This is a genomic window from Peribacillus sp. NPDC096622, assembly GCF_044762665.1.
Lineage (GTDB): Bacteria > Bacillota > Bacilli > Bacillales > DSM-1321 > Peribacillus > Peribacillus frigoritolerans_B.
This window is the reverse complement of the sequence record NZ_JBIWES010000018.1, coordinates 1-15,560: the sequence shown is the minus strand read 5'-3', so window position 1 is coordinate 15,560 and position 15,560 is coordinate 1. Positions and strand designations below refer to the sequence as shown.

Here is a 15,560-nt window from a genome sequence, read left to right as displayed (position 1 = left end):
CTGCAATGGCAGCTGTTTTTAAAATCTATTTGTTGGTTTTCACCCTTAATAATCATTTTTTTTCTTCCGCCAAAAAGTTGAACAGTCTGCCTTATCAAAAATATTATACTCTATCATTTTCTCAAGTAATGAGTAATCAACCGGACTGTCCCACTTGATACGTACCAACTGCTTGGTGTGATCATAGCCAGCCTGCACGATTGCATCAGAGAAATGATCGATCCCTGCCTTTTCAGGGGCAACAGCCAAATGATGTTTAGCCACGCTAAAGCCAATAATATATGTGTCATGATCGGTAAACATAGGCTGATTCCACGCAATTTTCGGCATTAGATTTGGAAATTTCTTAGTTACCCAAGCCAGGACTTCTTCCGTTCGTTCCCTATGTTGCGGGTTATTAATATTCGCTAAAAATTCTGCAAAAACTTCCATATCATTCTCTCCTAAAATCTAAAATTATTTTTGAAGATGTTATTTTTCATGCCGATACGAATTAAATCGCCATCTACCACATCGTCTTTTCTTTCAACAATCCACCATAGAAAATCAATCGTTTGTAAGCCAGCTCCTTATCCAAATCTTTAACTTTGCCTCTTAAAGATGCCGCGATTACCTACCGATGGATTTGATAGATTGCATCAAACGAATTTATTACGCTGCACACCGATGCCTATTCCTCGGCCTTCTTTAATCCACTTGTCAACTTGAGAGGTTCTCGTTCTTTTAGACATAAAAAACACCCCTTTGGATAATCATATCCAAAGGGGTGTAACGGTGCAACTTATTTACAATTAATCATTTTTCCAAACGGTTAACTGTATTTCAAATCTATATAACATGTAGATTTGAAACACAGTTTGATCAAAATGCGTGGGTAAGAATTTAAAACAATGATTTAAAACCTTAATTTATCTTCTTCTTCTCTAATCTTTTCTCTTTTAATGTACTCTTCTAAATATCTAATATTTTGTAACGACCATTTTCTTATATGAGATTGAGAATTAATATATTTTTTATAAAATTCTATTAACCCTTCATAGTGTGGTATAAAAGAACCCCATCCACTATAAGTTCGCAATTGACGATCAATATTGCTCAATACCCTTTCATCATCCCCATAATATTCTATTAAAAAATGAATTAAATTATCTTCCTTATCTATTTCTATAGGATATATACTAGCTAAGATCTGTGCAGCTCTTTTATCACTTTCAGCCCATTCTTTTAAACTTTCAATAGGTATATTTCGAACAGGCGCTAAATCTTCTTTAAACATTCCATTTCCCAATATATCAATTAATCTATACTTAAACATACCTTCAGCTTTGAGAAGTTTATCAGAAAGTATTTTCCAACTAGTTATAGGGTCTGACTCAATAATTATTTCAACATACTTTTCGATTAAACTTTTGACACTATAATTATCTTTTCCATTTAACACGTCTAGTAAGTTTATCAATAGATTTTGACTTAGTTCTTCATTATTAACAAATTCTAATTTATATAAATCTATCAGAATCTCACTTACCTCATAGAAAATATTCTGTTCGGAAAGTATAGCTAAAGAATTTTCTAAAAAATGCACTATAAATCTAGATGTTTTTGGCGTAATTTCTTTATTATTGAGGTAATACCTATAGTATATTTTCCAAACTACGGCTTGATTAAATCCTTGATCTAATCCATATAAAGAATCTAAAAACGCTAATAAATCATCTTCTTCAATATTATTAATAGCTGGTCCATAAGCTAACGCTAATAAACTATTTATCTCAATCCTTGATTCTTGAACACATTCTAATAAAAGACATAATATGTTCTTATCAACTTCAATATATCGAATAATTTCTGATAGTATATATGCATATTCTTTTGTATCTAACTGGGTTAAGAAACTCTTGAATAAGTTTGGATTATTTAACTGGATAGAATTCAATACTCCTCCTAAGAAATTCATATTAACTATTTGTACTTCTTTTGAGGTCACTAATTTTTGAGTTTCTGCATAAACTAAATCAAGAAAGATTCCTCTTTCTTCCTCAGCCATTTTATTAGATAATTGTTTTCCAAAGTAGAATGCTTGTTTTTGTTCCCCAATTAACAAATTATTCAAATTGCATTTTAATTCTTCCATTTTTTCTGGATATACTTCTTCTAACAACCCATCTATTCTATCAAGAGCCGCATCTCTATATTTACTTCCACTAACACCATCTTTATCTTCAATGTAATCACTATTAGCATTAGAAACCAATGCCTTTAATTTAGTAATTGTATCCTGTGGCTGTAATTGCTCTTCCCAACTTTTAATTAAACCTAAGATTTTTTTTGGCATTTTTGACCCATCGTATTTTAAAATCAAATTAATTTTCTCTGTAAATTCCGGCCAATAATTATTACGCTTTTCAAAAATACCCCTTAATAAATGATCCATATTTTCAACATATCCACTTTTAATTAAGCCAAATACGTTATCTACTATTACATCAAATATTAAATCTGAGTAATTATCCTCTTTTATAATTAATTCTACCAACAAATTCATCACCTGATTCCAATAATCAAATACTTCTCCCCAATTATCAGGCTTCCATTCTTGCATAGACGGGCGGCTTCCCTGGTTCTCTACTCCAATCATTCTAGAAAAGCCTTGAGTTTTCAAAGCATGTTCGGAAGCACCTATACCTATTTTTTTGATTTCTACTTCTGGAGAAGATAAAGCCCAATTAATAATTGATACTCTACTTTCTAAATTTGCTTGTGTTCCAGATAACATATAGTGAAACAATTGGTTAAACTGACCAGTAGCATTATTTGACCAGTGTTCATTTTCTGCTGCAGCAAATCTTGCTAAAAGCTTAGCTGCTTTTTCAAAAGTTTTTTCCCAAAAGCATAGTTTTTCTAACGCTCTGACTAGATCTCTTCGACCATCTTTAACCTGTTTTAACTCCTCAATACTCATTAACCCAAATTCACGCTCTAAAGTTTCAACAGTTATTACAGGGTCGATTTCTACAAAAGAGCAGAAAATACGTGACCCTAATTTAGAACTTAGTATCTCTGCTTGGCCAAAAGGGGCTTGTACTCCACATAAAGTGGCGGTTAATTCGTGTGCTTTTTCTAAAAAATGGAGTTTTGAAATTTGACTGCAAAGCTGCTTAACCATTGATGATGGTAGATTAGTATCAGATAAAATTTCCTGCGCTTTCTTCGGTCTGCATTTTTCCCACCATTGGGCCGCTAAAGTAATAGCTAGCGTTTTCGGAACTAACTTTATATAACGACCATGTTGAACAATTATTTTTTTCTTTATAAAATAACAACACTTCTCATAGAATTCATCTAATGTTATTCCGCAAATATTTTCAGCAACATATTTCATCTCAAACTCTTTATCATCTTCAAAACCTATATGTTCAAAAACAGCACAAGCTTCAATAACTTTCAATGCTCTTTCATCAATTTCATCTCTTCCCCATAATAGCTTTTTCACTAAAATAGTATCTTGAATCCTTCCTATTGTTTCAAAATCATTTATTCTAGCTTCAGCAAGTAAAGTAGCTATACTTGGAAAACCCTCGGAGAAAACGACTATTCTTTCTAAATCTTGATCGTCCATTTCAGGATATGAGTTTTTAATAATCCCTTCAATTATTTCTTTAGGGACATTTTCTAAATTAATTAGTGGATCTCCCGAAGAAGCAGCATGTAAATTATAATCTAGAGTTAGAAGACTAAATTTACTATCGATATGTTCAATTTCAGATTTAAGTGATTTATGTAATTCATAATCGCAATTATCAACAATAATTATTCCTGACATCCCTAAATTTCTCCAAGAAATTATTGAAGCAATGATAGATTCTTTAGAATACGTTGCATCAATATATATAACCTTTTTATTTAAACTTTCTAATTCAATGCTAACATCCCCTCTAAATATTTCTAATGCTAATCTTGTTTTACCTTTCCCTGGAAGACCTATTATTCTAGCGACTTTTTGTTCAACTTTATAGTATTCTCTTAAATCATTAATGATTTGTTCATTATCATAAGTTAGGATAAATTGTGATTGAAATTCTCTATGTCTACTCCACGCGTCCCAAGTTTTACTTCCAGACAAAATATGTTTGCCGTTCCATTCCCAAACAGCACAAATTACTGGAATATATTTATTACACCACTCAGCAATCTTATTAGCATCGTAAATTTCAATTTTAGGTGTTGCATCAGGTATTACAGAACAAATAGATTCTTTAAAAGCATTAATTCTTTCTAGAATTTGTTTTTCATTCAAATCTCTATTATGGAATAGAATATAATTACCATTTTTATTTATTACATCCTCTACTCTAGCTTTTATTAAACCTTTTGAATCTAAAACTTCATTTTTACAAGTAGAAGGTGGCATATCTGTTGCTTTCACTTGAAAAAGTGTATATCTACCTGGAATCCAATCTGTTCTTTCTATTCCATTCTCCCATTTTATATGTCCATCTTCTCCACCATCAGCTACCGTAATATTCAATGCTACTGAGATCGAATTTTTCACTAAATTAAATTTATTCGCCTCATTATAAAGTAAAAGTGACAATAGCTTAGTTAACTTCAAATCATCTAAATTTTGAATATCCACTGATTCTACTTGCAAATAATCCATTTTTATCGCTCCTAAGTAATTTTCTCATATACCATTTTAGATTTATGATAATATTCTTTTTTGCCATACCATAAGTTAAAAAATCTAAATTATTAAATTGCATTGGTCTTTATCCAAAGTTCCACTAGCATTAATCAACCCTTTATAAATTTGTTGATAAGCGTATACTTTAATCTCCGTGATTATCTAAAAAACATATCAAAGTAGACAATGCTTATCTTCTCGATCAACTTCAATCACACTAACTTTTTTGGCGGTACTTAAAGCGGAAAGCGTTCCCCATTGACTAAAAGGTTTTCGATTATTGGCTCTGAACCATGCGTAAATCATCATCTTCTTTTCATGGCGAAAAGGAGAGCTAATCCAAGTTAATTGTACTTGCTCTCCCTTTTTAAAAGGCCAGTCATTCAATTTTGACCTGTTGTTTGCTCATCCTCTTTCATACTGTTTTTACTGAGCAGCAGGCAATATGTTATACAACCACTCTCGATCATGCCGGTATAAATACATATATTGCTTTATCCCTTCTAGCAATTCTTGTTTATATTGACCTATTTTAAATTTATCTAAATTATAACTTTATACCCTTATTATTTCTATATTTCCAGTAAAATGATTTTTACCTTTTACTAAATTCTATAAATTTTTTATACATTAGCAACGACCTTTATAAAAAAAACCCTAACAAGCAAAAGCTAGTTAGGGTTTTCTTGTAGTATTTATTCAGTTTCAATCTTTGTTTCGTAGTTTCCATCATTATTTCCATTGTACATAACATACATTGCATTCATTCCAACTTACTCAACCGTTACACTTTTCGCAAGATTACGCGGTTTATCCACGTCACATTCGCGGTGCAAGGCTGCGTAGTAGGCAATGAGCTGCAGCGGGATAACAGAGATAAGGGGTGTTAATAGTTCATTCACTTCCGGGATGACGAAACGGTCATCCTCTTCTTCCAGACCCTTCATGGAAATGATGCAAGGGTTGGCGCCACGGGCAACCACTTCCTTCACATTACCACGGATGCTTAGGTTGACGCCTGCTTGAGTAGCAAGGGCTATGACAGGTGTACCTTCTTCAATCAAGGCGATCGTTCCATGTTTAAGCTCTCCGCCAGCAAAGCCTTCCGCTTGAATGTAAGAAATTTCCTTCAACTTAAGGGCCCCTTCAAGCACAACATAGTAATCAAGGGAACGGCCGATGAAGAAGGAGTTTCTCGTAACGGACAAATATTCACGGGCGATGTCTTCCATCTCTTCTTTCGAATCACATAGGGCTTCCATTGCAGTCGCAACGATTCCAAGCTCTTTTACAAGGTCGAAACCGTACTCCATGTTACGGAATTGGCCTGTTACGTTTGCTAGGATGGATAAGACTGCCACTTGAGCCGTGTAGGCCTTTGTGGAGGCAACGGCAATTTCAGGACCAGCATGCAGCAAGAGCGTATAATCCGCTTCACGTGACAATGTAGAGCCAGGTACGTTCGTGATGGTCAGGGCTTTATGACCAAGCGCTTTGATGGACACTAACACGGCACGGCTATCTGCAGTTTCACCACTTTGTGAAATGAAGATGAATAGCGGTTTTTTCGATAATAACGGCATATTGTAAGTGAATTCCGATGCAACATGGACCTCAACCGGAATTTCAGCCATTTTTTCGATGAATTGCTTACCAATCAACCCTGCATGATAGCTAGTTCCGCAAGCGATGATATAAATACGGTCAGCCTCACTTACGGCTTCAGTAATGTTATAATCGATTGCAAGTTTACCTTCTTCATTTTGGTATGCTTGAATGATTTTACGTATTACAGCTGGCTGCTCGTCGACTTCCTTAAGCATATAGTGAGGATACGTACCTTTTTCAATATCACTTGCATCCAGTTCAGCAGTGTATGGGGCACGCATAACTTCTTCGTTGGAAAGGTTCTTGATCGTTACCTTTTCATTTGTCACGATAACCATTTCCTTATCCATCAGTTCAAGGAATTGATCTGTGACTTGCAACATGGCCATTGCATCCGAAGCGACAACGTTAAAGTCTTTTCCGACACCGATTAGCAGCGGGCTTTTATTTTTTGCGACTAAGATGGTTTCATCATTTTCAGCATCCAATAGGGCAATGGCATATGAACCCTCTAATAGAGTCAGTGTTTGACGGAACGCCTCTTCCACTTCCATGCCCTCGTTTACGAACTTCTCTATAAGTTGAACGATGACTTCCGTATCCGTTTCACTTTTAAAGGCAACATCCTTCAAATATTCACGTTTTAGAATCGCATAGTTTTCAATGACCCCATTATGAACTAAAGTCAATCGACCTGAATTACTTTGGTGAGGATGGGCATTTTCACGGCTTGGCACACCATGTGTAGCCCAGCGCGTATGTCCTATTCCGGTATGTGCCATAGTATTTTCATCCACGGCTGCCCGTAAGTCCGCGATTCTTCCCTTTTCCTTAAAGATTGTTACTCCTGCTTCATTTCTGACAGCAATCCCTGAAGAGTCATAACCGCGGTATTCAAGTTTTTCAAGACCTTTTAATAAAATTTCCTTTGCATCGTTAAGTCCAATATATCCAACAATTCCACACATAATTTCTGTTCCTCCAACCGATTCGAGGGAACAGGAATGCACGGGGGCATCCCTGCCCCCTCATCTCTGATATATATTTTTATAAAGGAAATGCCCTAAAGCACTTTTTCCCATTGTGCATTTCCAACCCTTTGTGCAGTAAGTTGCCCTACTGTTTTAAGATTGGAATTACTGCGGCTGTGCACTTCAGCCGGGAGGTATCCGCCGATCATTCGATAAACCTCCTCCTCGTCAACTAAGTCATTTCTCGTCCAGACTTAGTTCAGGCGCTTTTGTGAATCCGTTCTCTCCTTGCCTACCCTCCTTTTTAAAACAACCATTTTTAGAAAATGAGTTGTAAATCAGGATAATCATACCTTAAACAAGGGACATAGGTCAATTCTTTATTACCTTTACCAACAAAAAAGACTTCTTTATAAAAATATGCATAAAAGGAAATTTCGTTCCTTTTATGCATAGGATTAGTTATTCGTTCATTCCCATTTCCGCTCTTACAACTGCGACGATGCGATCTACATAATTGGTGCATTCCTCAGCTGTCGGTGCTTCAGCCATAACACGGACTAGAGGTTCAGTACCGGATGGTCTCACCAAAATACGACCGTTTCCGTTCATTTCCCCTTCGACTGCCCTGATGACTTCCTGTACCTTTTCATTATCGGTTACAGCGTGTTTATCGGTAACTCTGACATTGATCAGCGTTTGTGGATATTTCTTCATCTCGCCAGCAAGCTCGGATAAGGTTTTTTGGGTGTCACTCATGATGTTCACAAGCTGTAAGCCCGTCAATAAGCCGTCTCCTGTCGTGTTATAGTCAAGGAAGATGATATGTCCGGATTGTTCGCCGCCAAGGTTATAGCCGCCTTTCCGCATCTCCTCGACCACATAGCGATCCCCCACTGCCGTCTGGGCGCTTTGTATACCATGCTCTTCAAGACCTTTATAAAAACCAAGGTTGCTCATGATCGTAGAAACCACTGTTCCCTGTTTCAGACGGTTATTTTCTTTCAAGTATTTCGCACAGATATACATGATTTGGTCGCCGTCCACTATATTTCCTTTTTCATCTATTGCAATGACGCGGTCACCGTCGCCATCAAAAGCAAGCCCAACATCCGCACCTTTTTCTTTTAAGAATTCAGCAAGTGCCTCAGGGTGGGTGGAACCTACCTTATCATTAATGTTCAAGCCATTGGGCGATGCCCCCATTGTAGAGATGTCTGCATCAAGATCTGCAAACAAATGCATGGCCAAGGCAGAAGTAGCCCCATGTGCACAATCAAGAGCAACATGAATGCCTGTAAAATCTTCATCAACTGATTGTTTCAAATACTGGAGATACTTTTGCCCTCCTTCGAAATAATCGTTCAAATGGCCTAAATCTCCGCCAACCGGGCGTGGAAGTTCATCCTTTTCCTTATCTAATAGTGTTTCAATTTCCGCTTCTTGTTCATCGGATAACTTAAACCCATCAGGTCCAAAGAATTTAATGCCATTATCCGCTACCGGATTATGCGAAGCGGAAATCATGACACCTGCTTCAGCACTTAAGGCCTTAGTTAAATAGGCAACTCCCGGTGTCGAAATGACACCCAGGCGCATCACTTCAGCCCCAATGGATAAAAGACCTGCAACAAGCGCACCTTCCAGCATTTCACCTGAAATACGAGTATCGCGTCCTATAAGCACTTTGGGTTTTTCTGTATTTCTAGTAAGAACGTAGCCACCAAAACGGCCTAGTTTAAATGCCAACTCCGGTGTTAACTCGCTATTCGCTATACCCCTTACTCCGTCTGTTCCAAAATATTTACCCATCTTTATCGCTCCTTCTTCGAATCGTTACTGAATTTAATGATGATGTTAAAGGAAGGTCATGTCTCTTCGTCTTTTTGTGTGATGGTGACCGAAACCGTTTTAGAATCCAGTTCCCATTCCACTCCCTCAGGCACTGTTACCGCCAGATCCACATCATGCTTACCTTCATCTAAATTACTCACATCTACTGTAAGATTAATGTCGTCTTTAGTTATTTTCTTCAAATCATCCGCCTCACCAAGCAAAGTGATGCTAGTTACATCGGATTCCAATTCTGCATCTTGGTCATCCCGTATGCCCACAGGCACTATTTGTATATTGTTGAAAGTTTTAGACTCAATGGCAGCCGCTTCATCTTCTTCTGCTTCTGCTTCGGCTTCTGCCTCTGCTTTTTCTTCGACTACTTGTTCTTCTTGTTTTTGATCGGTTTTTGGTTCTTCCTCTTCTACGACTGGCTCTACATTCTCTTCATCTACATCAACTTTCTCTGTGCGAATCTTGACCTGCGCCTTACCCAAGGACATTTTTTGTACACTTTCCGGTTTATTAAGATCGAGTTCCAGTTCTGTATCACCATCAATTTTCGAGATATTTACAGGAAGATTTATTTCATCTATTTTCTCAAGGCTCGTTTCCGAACCAAATAAGGTGACCTCTTTGGGATCGACACTTATACTCGTGATCCTGATGCCATCCTTTGCCTTGCCAGTTTGCTTCGGTTCTATCGACACCGTCTTGGAAGGAATGCTCACTTTTAATGAAACGGCAACTGAAGATGGCTCTATCGTCACATCCAGCTTATTCAAGTCCCTGTCCAAGGCTTTAACGGTGGCCTTGCTGTTCACCGTTTCGTTAAGCCCCTTACTTATTTCAAGGTTTGCCTTTACATAGGAAATTTGTTCAATCGCATCTTTAGCACCCGTAATTTTGACAGTTTTCGGGCTGACTGTTGGCTGACCAGCTGTATACCCCTCTTCAAGTAAAGAGCTGTTATACTCGGCTTCAACGGAGAATTCCTTCGTCACCCGTTCCTGAACGTTGACTTCCGCATATTCCGGGTCGATCGTCGCCACTAACTTTTCATTCAACTCACTTATTTTAAATGTGACAGTTCTGTCCCCCATTGAGATTGCAGGATCAGAAAGGTCTACATACACTTTAAAATCCCTTTGGTTTTTCGCATTTATCAATAGGCTTTTTGCTCCCTTTAGAGTAACATCAACTGTCTCAGGTACTCCGCTCACCACTAGATTCTCACGGTCATAGTACACTTCAACCGGTACATTTTCGATGGTCTCCGTACTGATTTCAGGGGCAGTCGATAAACCAAGGGATTTTTTATCCGACTCCATCTCAAAGTTAATGGAAATGAACAAAAGTGCTGCCAAGGCAAAAGCTACGATTCTCATAAACCAAGCGCTATTGGTGAATTTATCCATTCTTTTTCCCCCTCCAGTTAAAGATGCTTGAGGAAGTTGATTTGATATTTTCCACTACCAGTTCACTTGTAAGCATGGCCCTAAATGATTCTTGATTCAAATCCCGGTAAAGTTCCCCGTTTTTAGTGACGGATATTCCTCCCGTTTCTTCTGAAACGACAATCGTAAGACTATCCGTAACTTCACTCATGCCTATGGCTGCCCTATGCCGTGTGCCAAGTTCCTTTGATATGAATGGACTCTCTGACAATGGCAAATAGCAAGCTGCAGCTGCCACCTGGTTATTTTGTAAAATAACTGCGCCATCATGGAGCGGCGTATTAGGGATGAAGATATTAATGAGCAGTTCTGAAGAAATATAGGATTTTAGGGGTATCCCCGTTTCAACATAATCCCCCAGCTCCGTACCTTTTTCTATCGTAATCAAGGCACCAATCCGCCTTTTTGCCATATAGGTGGACGCCTTTAGGATTTCTTCGACTAAACGCTCTTGCTGATTCTCTTCTGGAACGGTGCCCCTTGCAAAGAGCTTCCCGCGTCCTAATTGTTCAAGTGCCCTTCTCAGTTCAGGTTGAAAAATGACGAGAATAGCCAATACTCCCCAATTCATGACTTGTGCCATTAACCATCCGAGTGTATTGAAACCAAACAAGTTGCTTAAGCTTTTTACAATGACAATTACAAAAATTCCTTTTAGCAGCTGAATAGCCTTCGTGCCTCGAATTATAGTTAACAATTTATATATCACAAACCATACAAGGAGAATATCAATGAAATTTACTACATAGTCCCAAACAGTCAAATTGGTTAAAGACATGTTGTTTCCTCCAGTCAGTATTACTCCAAATACCAATTACAATCTTTATACGATAACCTTAATAGTATACCATTTTTTAAATGATACATCTAAAAACTAGTGTGAGAAATTTACACAGGAAAAAAACACCATTAAAAATGGTTCCCCTCCCTTTAAAAAAACAAAGCTGGGCGAAGTCACCGTATATGAAAAACGATGTCCTACCCAGCTTCTATTCCTTATTCCTTTTTCTCCTCTTTAGCAGGAACCAACGAGGTTGCAGTGTCCTTCACTTTATACCACATCCACTCAAAAGCTTGGTCAATAACATGGATGCTTCCAGTCACATTACCTGCTTTAGACATATATTTATGCCCATTTATGATTGTCACATCTCCCTCTACTTCACCATCTATTTGAATATTACCATTTTGAACTACAACATTTCCCTTGATTGTCTCACCCTCAGGCACAATCACCGTTTCACCTTCAACCACTAAGTTAGGCTGCTTTGATACTGAAAAATGTTCGTCCTGATTATAAGTGGAAAAAACAGATCCTGTCATCAATATGATGAACATCGCTGCCGCTGTCATGAAGGGATGGCTTTTGAACCAACGTTTGGCACCTGTTGTTTTCGTTTCCTTTGGCAATTGAGCCATAACCTTTGCTGTAAAGTCATCCGGGGCCTTTATATGGGAAGTGCTTTGTACAAGAGCGACCGCCTTTTTCATTTCATGAAAGTAATCCCGGCATTCAGCACAGTCATGCAAGTGCTTCCGTAAAACTTCTTTATGCTCCGGTTTGATGTCCTCATCTAAATAATCATGCATATATTCAATGATTTCCTCATGGCAGTTCATTTTTCTCACCTTCTTTTTATAAATGGCGTAGTTGTTTACGCAAGGCTTCCCGACCGCGATGTATCCTCGTCTTAACCGTACCGACCGGCAAATCGAGTATTTCACTGATTTCCTTTAGAGATAACTCTTCAATATACTTCAATACGATTACCGATCGGTATTTCTCGGGCAATTTCATTATTTCCACTTGAATGGTTTCCTGCAGTTCTAAAGATTCAACCTCTTCCTCGGGTTTCGCCATATCCGATGCAATTTGGGAATACATATTCAATCCCTCTGTTCCTGCCACCTCTGCATCTAGATAGTAGTCCGGTTTTTTCTTGCGAAGCCGGTCAATACAAAGATTGGTCGCAATCCGATATAACCATGTAGAAAATTTCATTGTTATATTGAAACTTCTAATATTCACGTAGGCCCTTACAAAGGCTTCTTGAGCCAAATCTTCTGCTTCTTGCCTGTTTCCGAGCATCCTGAAACATATTTGGAAAACTTTGTCCTTGTAAATTTCGACAATTTCCCCAAAGGCATTATGGTCTCCTTTTAATACTTGATTAATTCTCTCTTTAATGAGTGCATCCATTTTCCGGTATTACCCCCGCTCATGCGGCTATACGATTACTACGAATCGTAAGCTAAAAGGTTTCAAAAATTTAATACATTAATTTTAACAAAGTTTTACATTTTATGGTTTAAGAAAAAAAAAACAGGGTTATATAGTAAGAAATTGTAAAATTCAAGGGAGTGATTCTCTATATGACTGCTGAACAAATTTTAGATCATATTGAACAATACAGACAGAAAATGATGTTTTTGGCTTCCCGTTCTTCGATGGTGGATAATGAAGTTGTTGAAGTTAGCAACAAATTGGATTCTTTAATCATTCAATACATCCATTTAACTAAAAATGGAGATTTCACGGACAGACGTGCTCTCAAGTGAATATGGATATACGATTGCAACCATTTATCTATAGATATGTTCCTGTTACATACACCCTGGTAAATAAACCTACGTCTTATAGCATATAAAAAACAGTAACCCATTACAAGCCGGTTACTGTTTCTTTTAATTATTAGTTATAATAACTTTTCTCCAAATAGCGAACCCATTAGGGCCACGGCAACAATCGCCGTTTTATTTCGCTCATCTAAAATGGGATTCACTTCAACGAATTCAGCGGATGTAATCAAGTTGGATTCCGCAAGCATTTCCATGGCCAGATGACTTTCACGATAACTTATACCACCAATCACCGGTGTCCCGACTCCGGGTGCATCTGCTGGGTCCACTCCATCCAAATCCAATGAAAGGTGGACGCCATCCGTTCTTTCCCTTAAATAATCAATGCATTCTTCCATGACCCGTGTCATTCCCATCCGGTCGATCTCATGCATCGTGAATACTTTAATCCCTTTCTCACGGATAAGTTCCTTTTCCCCCTCATCCAATGACCTCGCTCCAATGATTACGATGTTTTCCGGTTTCACTTTTGGAGCAAAACCATGGATATTGATCAGGTCCGGATGTCCAATCCCTATACTGACGGCTAGGGGCATCCCGTGTATGTTCCCTGATGGTGAAGTATCTTCCGTATTTAAATCGCCATGTGCGTCGTACCAAATCACACCTAAACTTTCATAGTGCTTTGCGACTCCTGCCAGGGTGCCTATTGCTATTGAATGGTCTCCTCCCAATACAAGTGGAAAGGAACCTCCTTCTATTATTTCATCAACTCTCGTAGCTAACTGTGTGTTACCTTTTGCTACAAGCTGTAAGTTTTTTAAGTTTGTCCCAGGCTCATTTGCATTTTCAGGACGCCCTACAATTATATCTCCTAAATCCTCTACTTCTATATTCAACTTTTCAAGACGCTCGACAATCTCTGCGCAGCGAATGGCACTAGGTCCCATATCCACCCCTCGCCTTGCTTGGCCAAGGTCCATAGGCAATCCGATGACGGAAATTTTCTGAATAGACATGCAATTCCCCCTTTCCACCATTTTATATCGTATATGCCGATTGGTTCAACTCGACATTTCCATGTATAAAGATGCACGTTTTCCGATCACATATGTTTTTTGTGAAAAATATCATTCTGGGGATTAGTTTACCCAACTATGTCTTAAACAAAAAAAAGTCTTAAACCATTTTTGGCTTAAGACGTAAGTTTTGGTGTATGTAGTTGATGGTGGAGCCTAGCGGGATCGAACCGCTGACCTCCTGCGTGCAAGGCAGGCGCTCTCCCAGCTGAGCTAAGGCCCCTAAGGAATTTAAAATATATTAAGCGGAAGACGGGATTCGAACCCGCGACCCCAACCTTGGCAAGGTTGTATTCTACCACTGAACTACTTCCGCAAATGGCTGGGCTAGAAGGGATCGAACCTTCGCATGACGGAATCAAAATCCGTTGCCTTACCGCTTGGCTATAGCCCAATATATGATATGCAATGATTAATGTATAACAAAATAAAAAGGTGGTAATCATATATTTCCCCAATACAGAGAATATATAACTGATCCACAGGATTTTATTAAAATGGTGGAGGGGGGCAGATTCGAACTGCCGAACCCGAAGGAGCGGATTTACAGTCCGCCGCGTTTAGCCACTTCGCTACCCCTCCGCAATATATGGTTATAAATGGTGCCGGCAAGAGGACTTGAACCCCCAACCTACTGATTACAAGTCAGTTGCTCTACCAGTTGAGCTACACCGGCAAATAAAGAATGAAATGGTGGAGGATGACGGGATCGAACCGCCGACCCTCTGCTTGTAAGGCAGATGCTCTCCCAGCTGAGCTAATCCTCCAATATGTTATCTTAATGGTGACCCGTACGGGATTCGAACCCGTGTTACCGCCGTGAAAGGGCGGTGTCTTAACCGCTTGACCAACGGGCCGAACTTTTTTTTGTTCATAGATAGATTGGGAAGCTCCCAAGCGGATTCGAACCGCTGACCTCTTCCTTACCATGGAAGTGCTCTACCTACTGAGCTATGGAAGCATATGGCTCCGCAGGTAGGACTCGAACCTACGACCGTTCGGTTAACAGCCGAATGCTCTACCACTGAGCTACTGCGGAATAATATAATGTTTCCTAAAACCCATTTAAAGATTTAAATGAACAGCCTGGCAACGTCCTACTCTCACAGGGGGAAACCCCCAACTACCATCGGCGCTGAAGAACTTAACTTCCGTGTTCGGAATGGGAACGGGTGTGACCTCTTCGCCATCATTGCCAGACTATATTCATTTTTGAAGAATTCATTCCTTCAAAACTAGATAATAAGAAGGTATTTCATTTTTTAAAAAGCGTTGGTTAAGTCCTCGATCTATTAGTATCAGTCAGCTCCACATGTCACCATGCTTCCACCTCTGACCTATCAACCTG

General features: G+C 38.6%; 10 protein-coding genes, 9 tRNA genes and 1 rRNA gene. 1 reads left to right on the top strand and 19 read right to left on the bottom strand.

Annotated features, from left to right (window positions below; translation table 11 throughout):
- Nucleotides 1–45 precede the first annotated feature (45 nt).
- The 8 genes from ACIQYG_RS22610 to sigW form a co-directional block, all read right to left on the bottom strand.
- Nucleotides 46–432 (bottom strand): iron chaperone, encoded by a 387-nt coding sequence (locus ACIQYG_RS22610; protein WP_402842752.1) that lies wholly within the window; start codon nucleotides 430–432, stop codon nucleotides 46–48.
- 463 nt (nucleotides 433–895) lie between these two features.
- Complete coding sequence (locus ACIQYG_RS22605; protein WP_402842749.1) at nucleotides 896–4,660, bottom strand: hypothetical protein; 3,765 nt, start codon at nucleotides 4,658–4,660, stop codon at nucleotides 896–898.
- Nucleotides 4,661–5,457: 797 nt separating this feature from the next.
- Nucleotides 5,458–7,260 carry a glutamine--fructose-6-phosphate transaminase (isomerizing) gene (gene glmS, locus ACIQYG_RS22600; RefSeq protein ID WP_402842746.1) on the bottom strand — a complete coding sequence of 601 codons (1,803 nt, stop codon included), beginning with the start codon at nucleotides 7,258–7,260 and terminating at the stop codon, nucleotides 5,458–5,460.
- Between the two features lie 465 nt (nucleotides 7,261–7,725).
- Nucleotides 7,726–9,075: a phosphoglucosamine mutase gene (glmM, locus tag ACIQYG_RS22595; protein ID WP_402842743.1), complete on the bottom strand. Its 1,350-nt coding sequence runs from the start codon at nucleotides 9,073–9,075 to the stop codon at nucleotides 7,726–7,728.
- Between the two features lie 56 nt (nucleotides 9,076–9,131).
- Nucleotides 9,132–10,514, bottom strand: a complete 1,383-nt coding sequence (locus tag ACIQYG_RS22590) for a CdaR family protein (protein WP_402842741.1) — start codon at nucleotides 10,512–10,514, stop codon at nucleotides 9,132–9,134.
- A complete protein-coding gene (cdaA, locus tag ACIQYG_RS22585) occupies nucleotides 10,507–11,331 on the bottom strand; it encodes a diadenylate cyclase CdaA (RefSeq protein WP_034304935.1) in 825 nt (274 codons plus the stop codon). Before cdaA ends, ACIQYG_RS22590 begins: the two co-directional genes overlap by 8 nt.
- Nucleotides 11,332–11,549: 218 nt before the next feature.
- Nucleotides 11,550–12,173: a zf-HC2 domain-containing protein gene (locus tag ACIQYG_RS22580; protein WP_402842736.1), complete on the bottom strand. Its 624-nt coding sequence runs from the start codon at nucleotides 12,171–12,173 to the stop codon at nucleotides 11,550–11,552.
- A gap of 16 nt (nucleotides 12,174–12,189) precedes the next feature.
- The gene (gene sigW, locus ACIQYG_RS22575) at nucleotides 12,190–12,753 is read right to left on the bottom strand and encodes an RNA polymerase sigma factor SigW (protein ID WP_048685727.1); all 564 of its coding nucleotides are present in this window, start codon (nucleotides 12,751–12,753) and stop codon (nucleotides 12,190–12,192) included.
- A 173-nt stretch (nucleotides 12,754–12,926) separates the two neighbouring features.
- Between sigW and ACIQYG_RS22570 the strand changes: the two genes are divergently transcribed.
- Complete coding sequence (locus ACIQYG_RS22570) at nucleotides 12,927–13,112, top strand: Spo0E family sporulation regulatory protein-aspartic acid phosphatase (RefSeq protein ID WP_402842734.1); 186 nt, start codon at nucleotides 12,927–12,929, stop codon at nucleotides 13,110–13,112.
- Nucleotides 13,113–13,249: 137 nt separating this feature from the next.
- On the opposite strand, the gene rocF is transcribed toward ACIQYG_RS22570, so the two are convergent.
- The 11 genes from rocF to rrf form a co-directional block, all read right to left on the bottom strand.
- Nucleotides 13,250–14,152, bottom strand: a complete 903-nt coding sequence (gene rocF, locus ACIQYG_RS22565; RefSeq protein ID WP_402842731.1) for an arginase — start codon at nucleotides 14,150–14,152, stop codon at nucleotides 13,250–13,252.
- A gap of 207 nt (nucleotides 14,153–14,359) precedes the next feature.
- A tRNA-Ala gene (locus ACIQYG_RS22560) sits at nucleotides 14,360–14,435 on the bottom strand.
- Between the two features lie 21 nt (nucleotides 14,436–14,456).
- A tRNA-Gly gene (locus ACIQYG_RS22555) sits at nucleotides 14,457–14,528 on the bottom strand.
- A gap of 3 nt (nucleotides 14,529–14,531) precedes the next feature.
- Nucleotides 14,532–14,606, bottom strand: a tRNA-Gln gene (locus tag ACIQYG_RS22550).
- A 104-nt stretch (nucleotides 14,607–14,710) separates the two neighbouring features.
- A tRNA-Tyr gene (locus ACIQYG_RS22545) sits at nucleotides 14,711–14,794 on the bottom strand.
- Between the two features lie 18 nt (nucleotides 14,795–14,812).
- Nucleotides 14,813–14,888 (bottom strand) — tRNA-Thr (locus tag ACIQYG_RS22540).
- 15 nt (nucleotides 14,889–14,903) lie between these two features.
- Nucleotides 14,904–14,979, bottom strand: a tRNA-Val gene (locus ACIQYG_RS22535).
- A 15-nt stretch (nucleotides 14,980–14,994) separates the two neighbouring features.
- Nucleotides 14,995–15,069, bottom strand: a tRNA-Glu gene (locus tag ACIQYG_RS22530).
- Nucleotides 15,070–15,100: 31 nt separating this feature from the next.
- Nucleotides 15,101–15,173: transfer RNA gene (locus ACIQYG_RS22525), tRNA-Thr, on the bottom strand.
- Nucleotides 15,174–15,176: 3 nt separating this feature from the next.
- Nucleotides 15,177–15,251: transfer RNA gene (locus ACIQYG_RS22520), tRNA-Asn, on the bottom strand.
- A 45-nt stretch (nucleotides 15,252–15,296) separates the two neighbouring features.
- Nucleotides 15,297–15,412: ribosomal RNA gene (gene rrf, locus ACIQYG_RS22515) — 5S ribosomal RNA — on the bottom strand.
- Between the last annotated feature and the right edge of the window lie 148 nt (nucleotides 15,413–15,560).

What these genes read in the sequence shown, in the direction of transcription:
- ACIQYG_RS22610 (WP_402842752.1), bottom strand. Translation starts at nt 432, where the DNA reads ATGGAAGTTTTTGCAGAATTTTTAGCGAATATTAATAACCCGCAACAT.
- ACIQYG_RS22605 (WP_402842749.1), bottom strand. Translation starts at nt 4,660, where the DNA reads ATGGATTATTTGCAAGTAGAATCAGTGGATATTCAAAATTTAGATGAT.
- glmS (WP_402842746.1), bottom strand. Translation starts at nt 7,260, where the DNA reads ATGTGTGGAATTGTTGGATATATTGGACTTAACGATGCAAAGGAAATT.
- glmM (WP_402842743.1), bottom strand. Translation starts at nt 9,075, where the DNA reads ATGGGTAAATATTTTGGAACAGACGGAGTAAGGGGTATAGCGAATAGC.
- ACIQYG_RS22590 (WP_402842741.1), bottom strand. Translation starts at nt 10,514, where the DNA reads ATGGATAAATTCACCAATAGCGCTTGGTTTATGAGAATCGTAGCTTTT.
- cdaA (WP_034304935.1), bottom strand. Translation starts at nt 11,331, where the DNA reads ATGTCTTTAACCAATTTGACTGTTTGGGACTATGTAGTAAATTTCATT.
- ACIQYG_RS22580 (WP_402842736.1), bottom strand. Translation starts at nt 12,173, where the DNA reads ATGAACTGCCATGAGGAAATCATTGAATATATGCATGATTATTTAGAT.
- sigW (WP_048685727.1), bottom strand. Translation starts at nt 12,753, where the DNA reads ATGGATGCACTCATTAAAGAGAGAATTAATCAAGTATTAAAAGGAGAC.
- ACIQYG_RS22570 (WP_402842734.1), top strand. Translation starts at nt 12,927, where the DNA reads ATGACTGCTGAACAAATTTTAGATCATATTGAACAATACAGACAGAAA.
- rocF (WP_402842731.1), bottom strand. Translation starts at nt 14,152, where the DNA reads ATGTCTATTCAGAAAATTTCCGTCATCGGATTGCCTATGGACCTTGGC.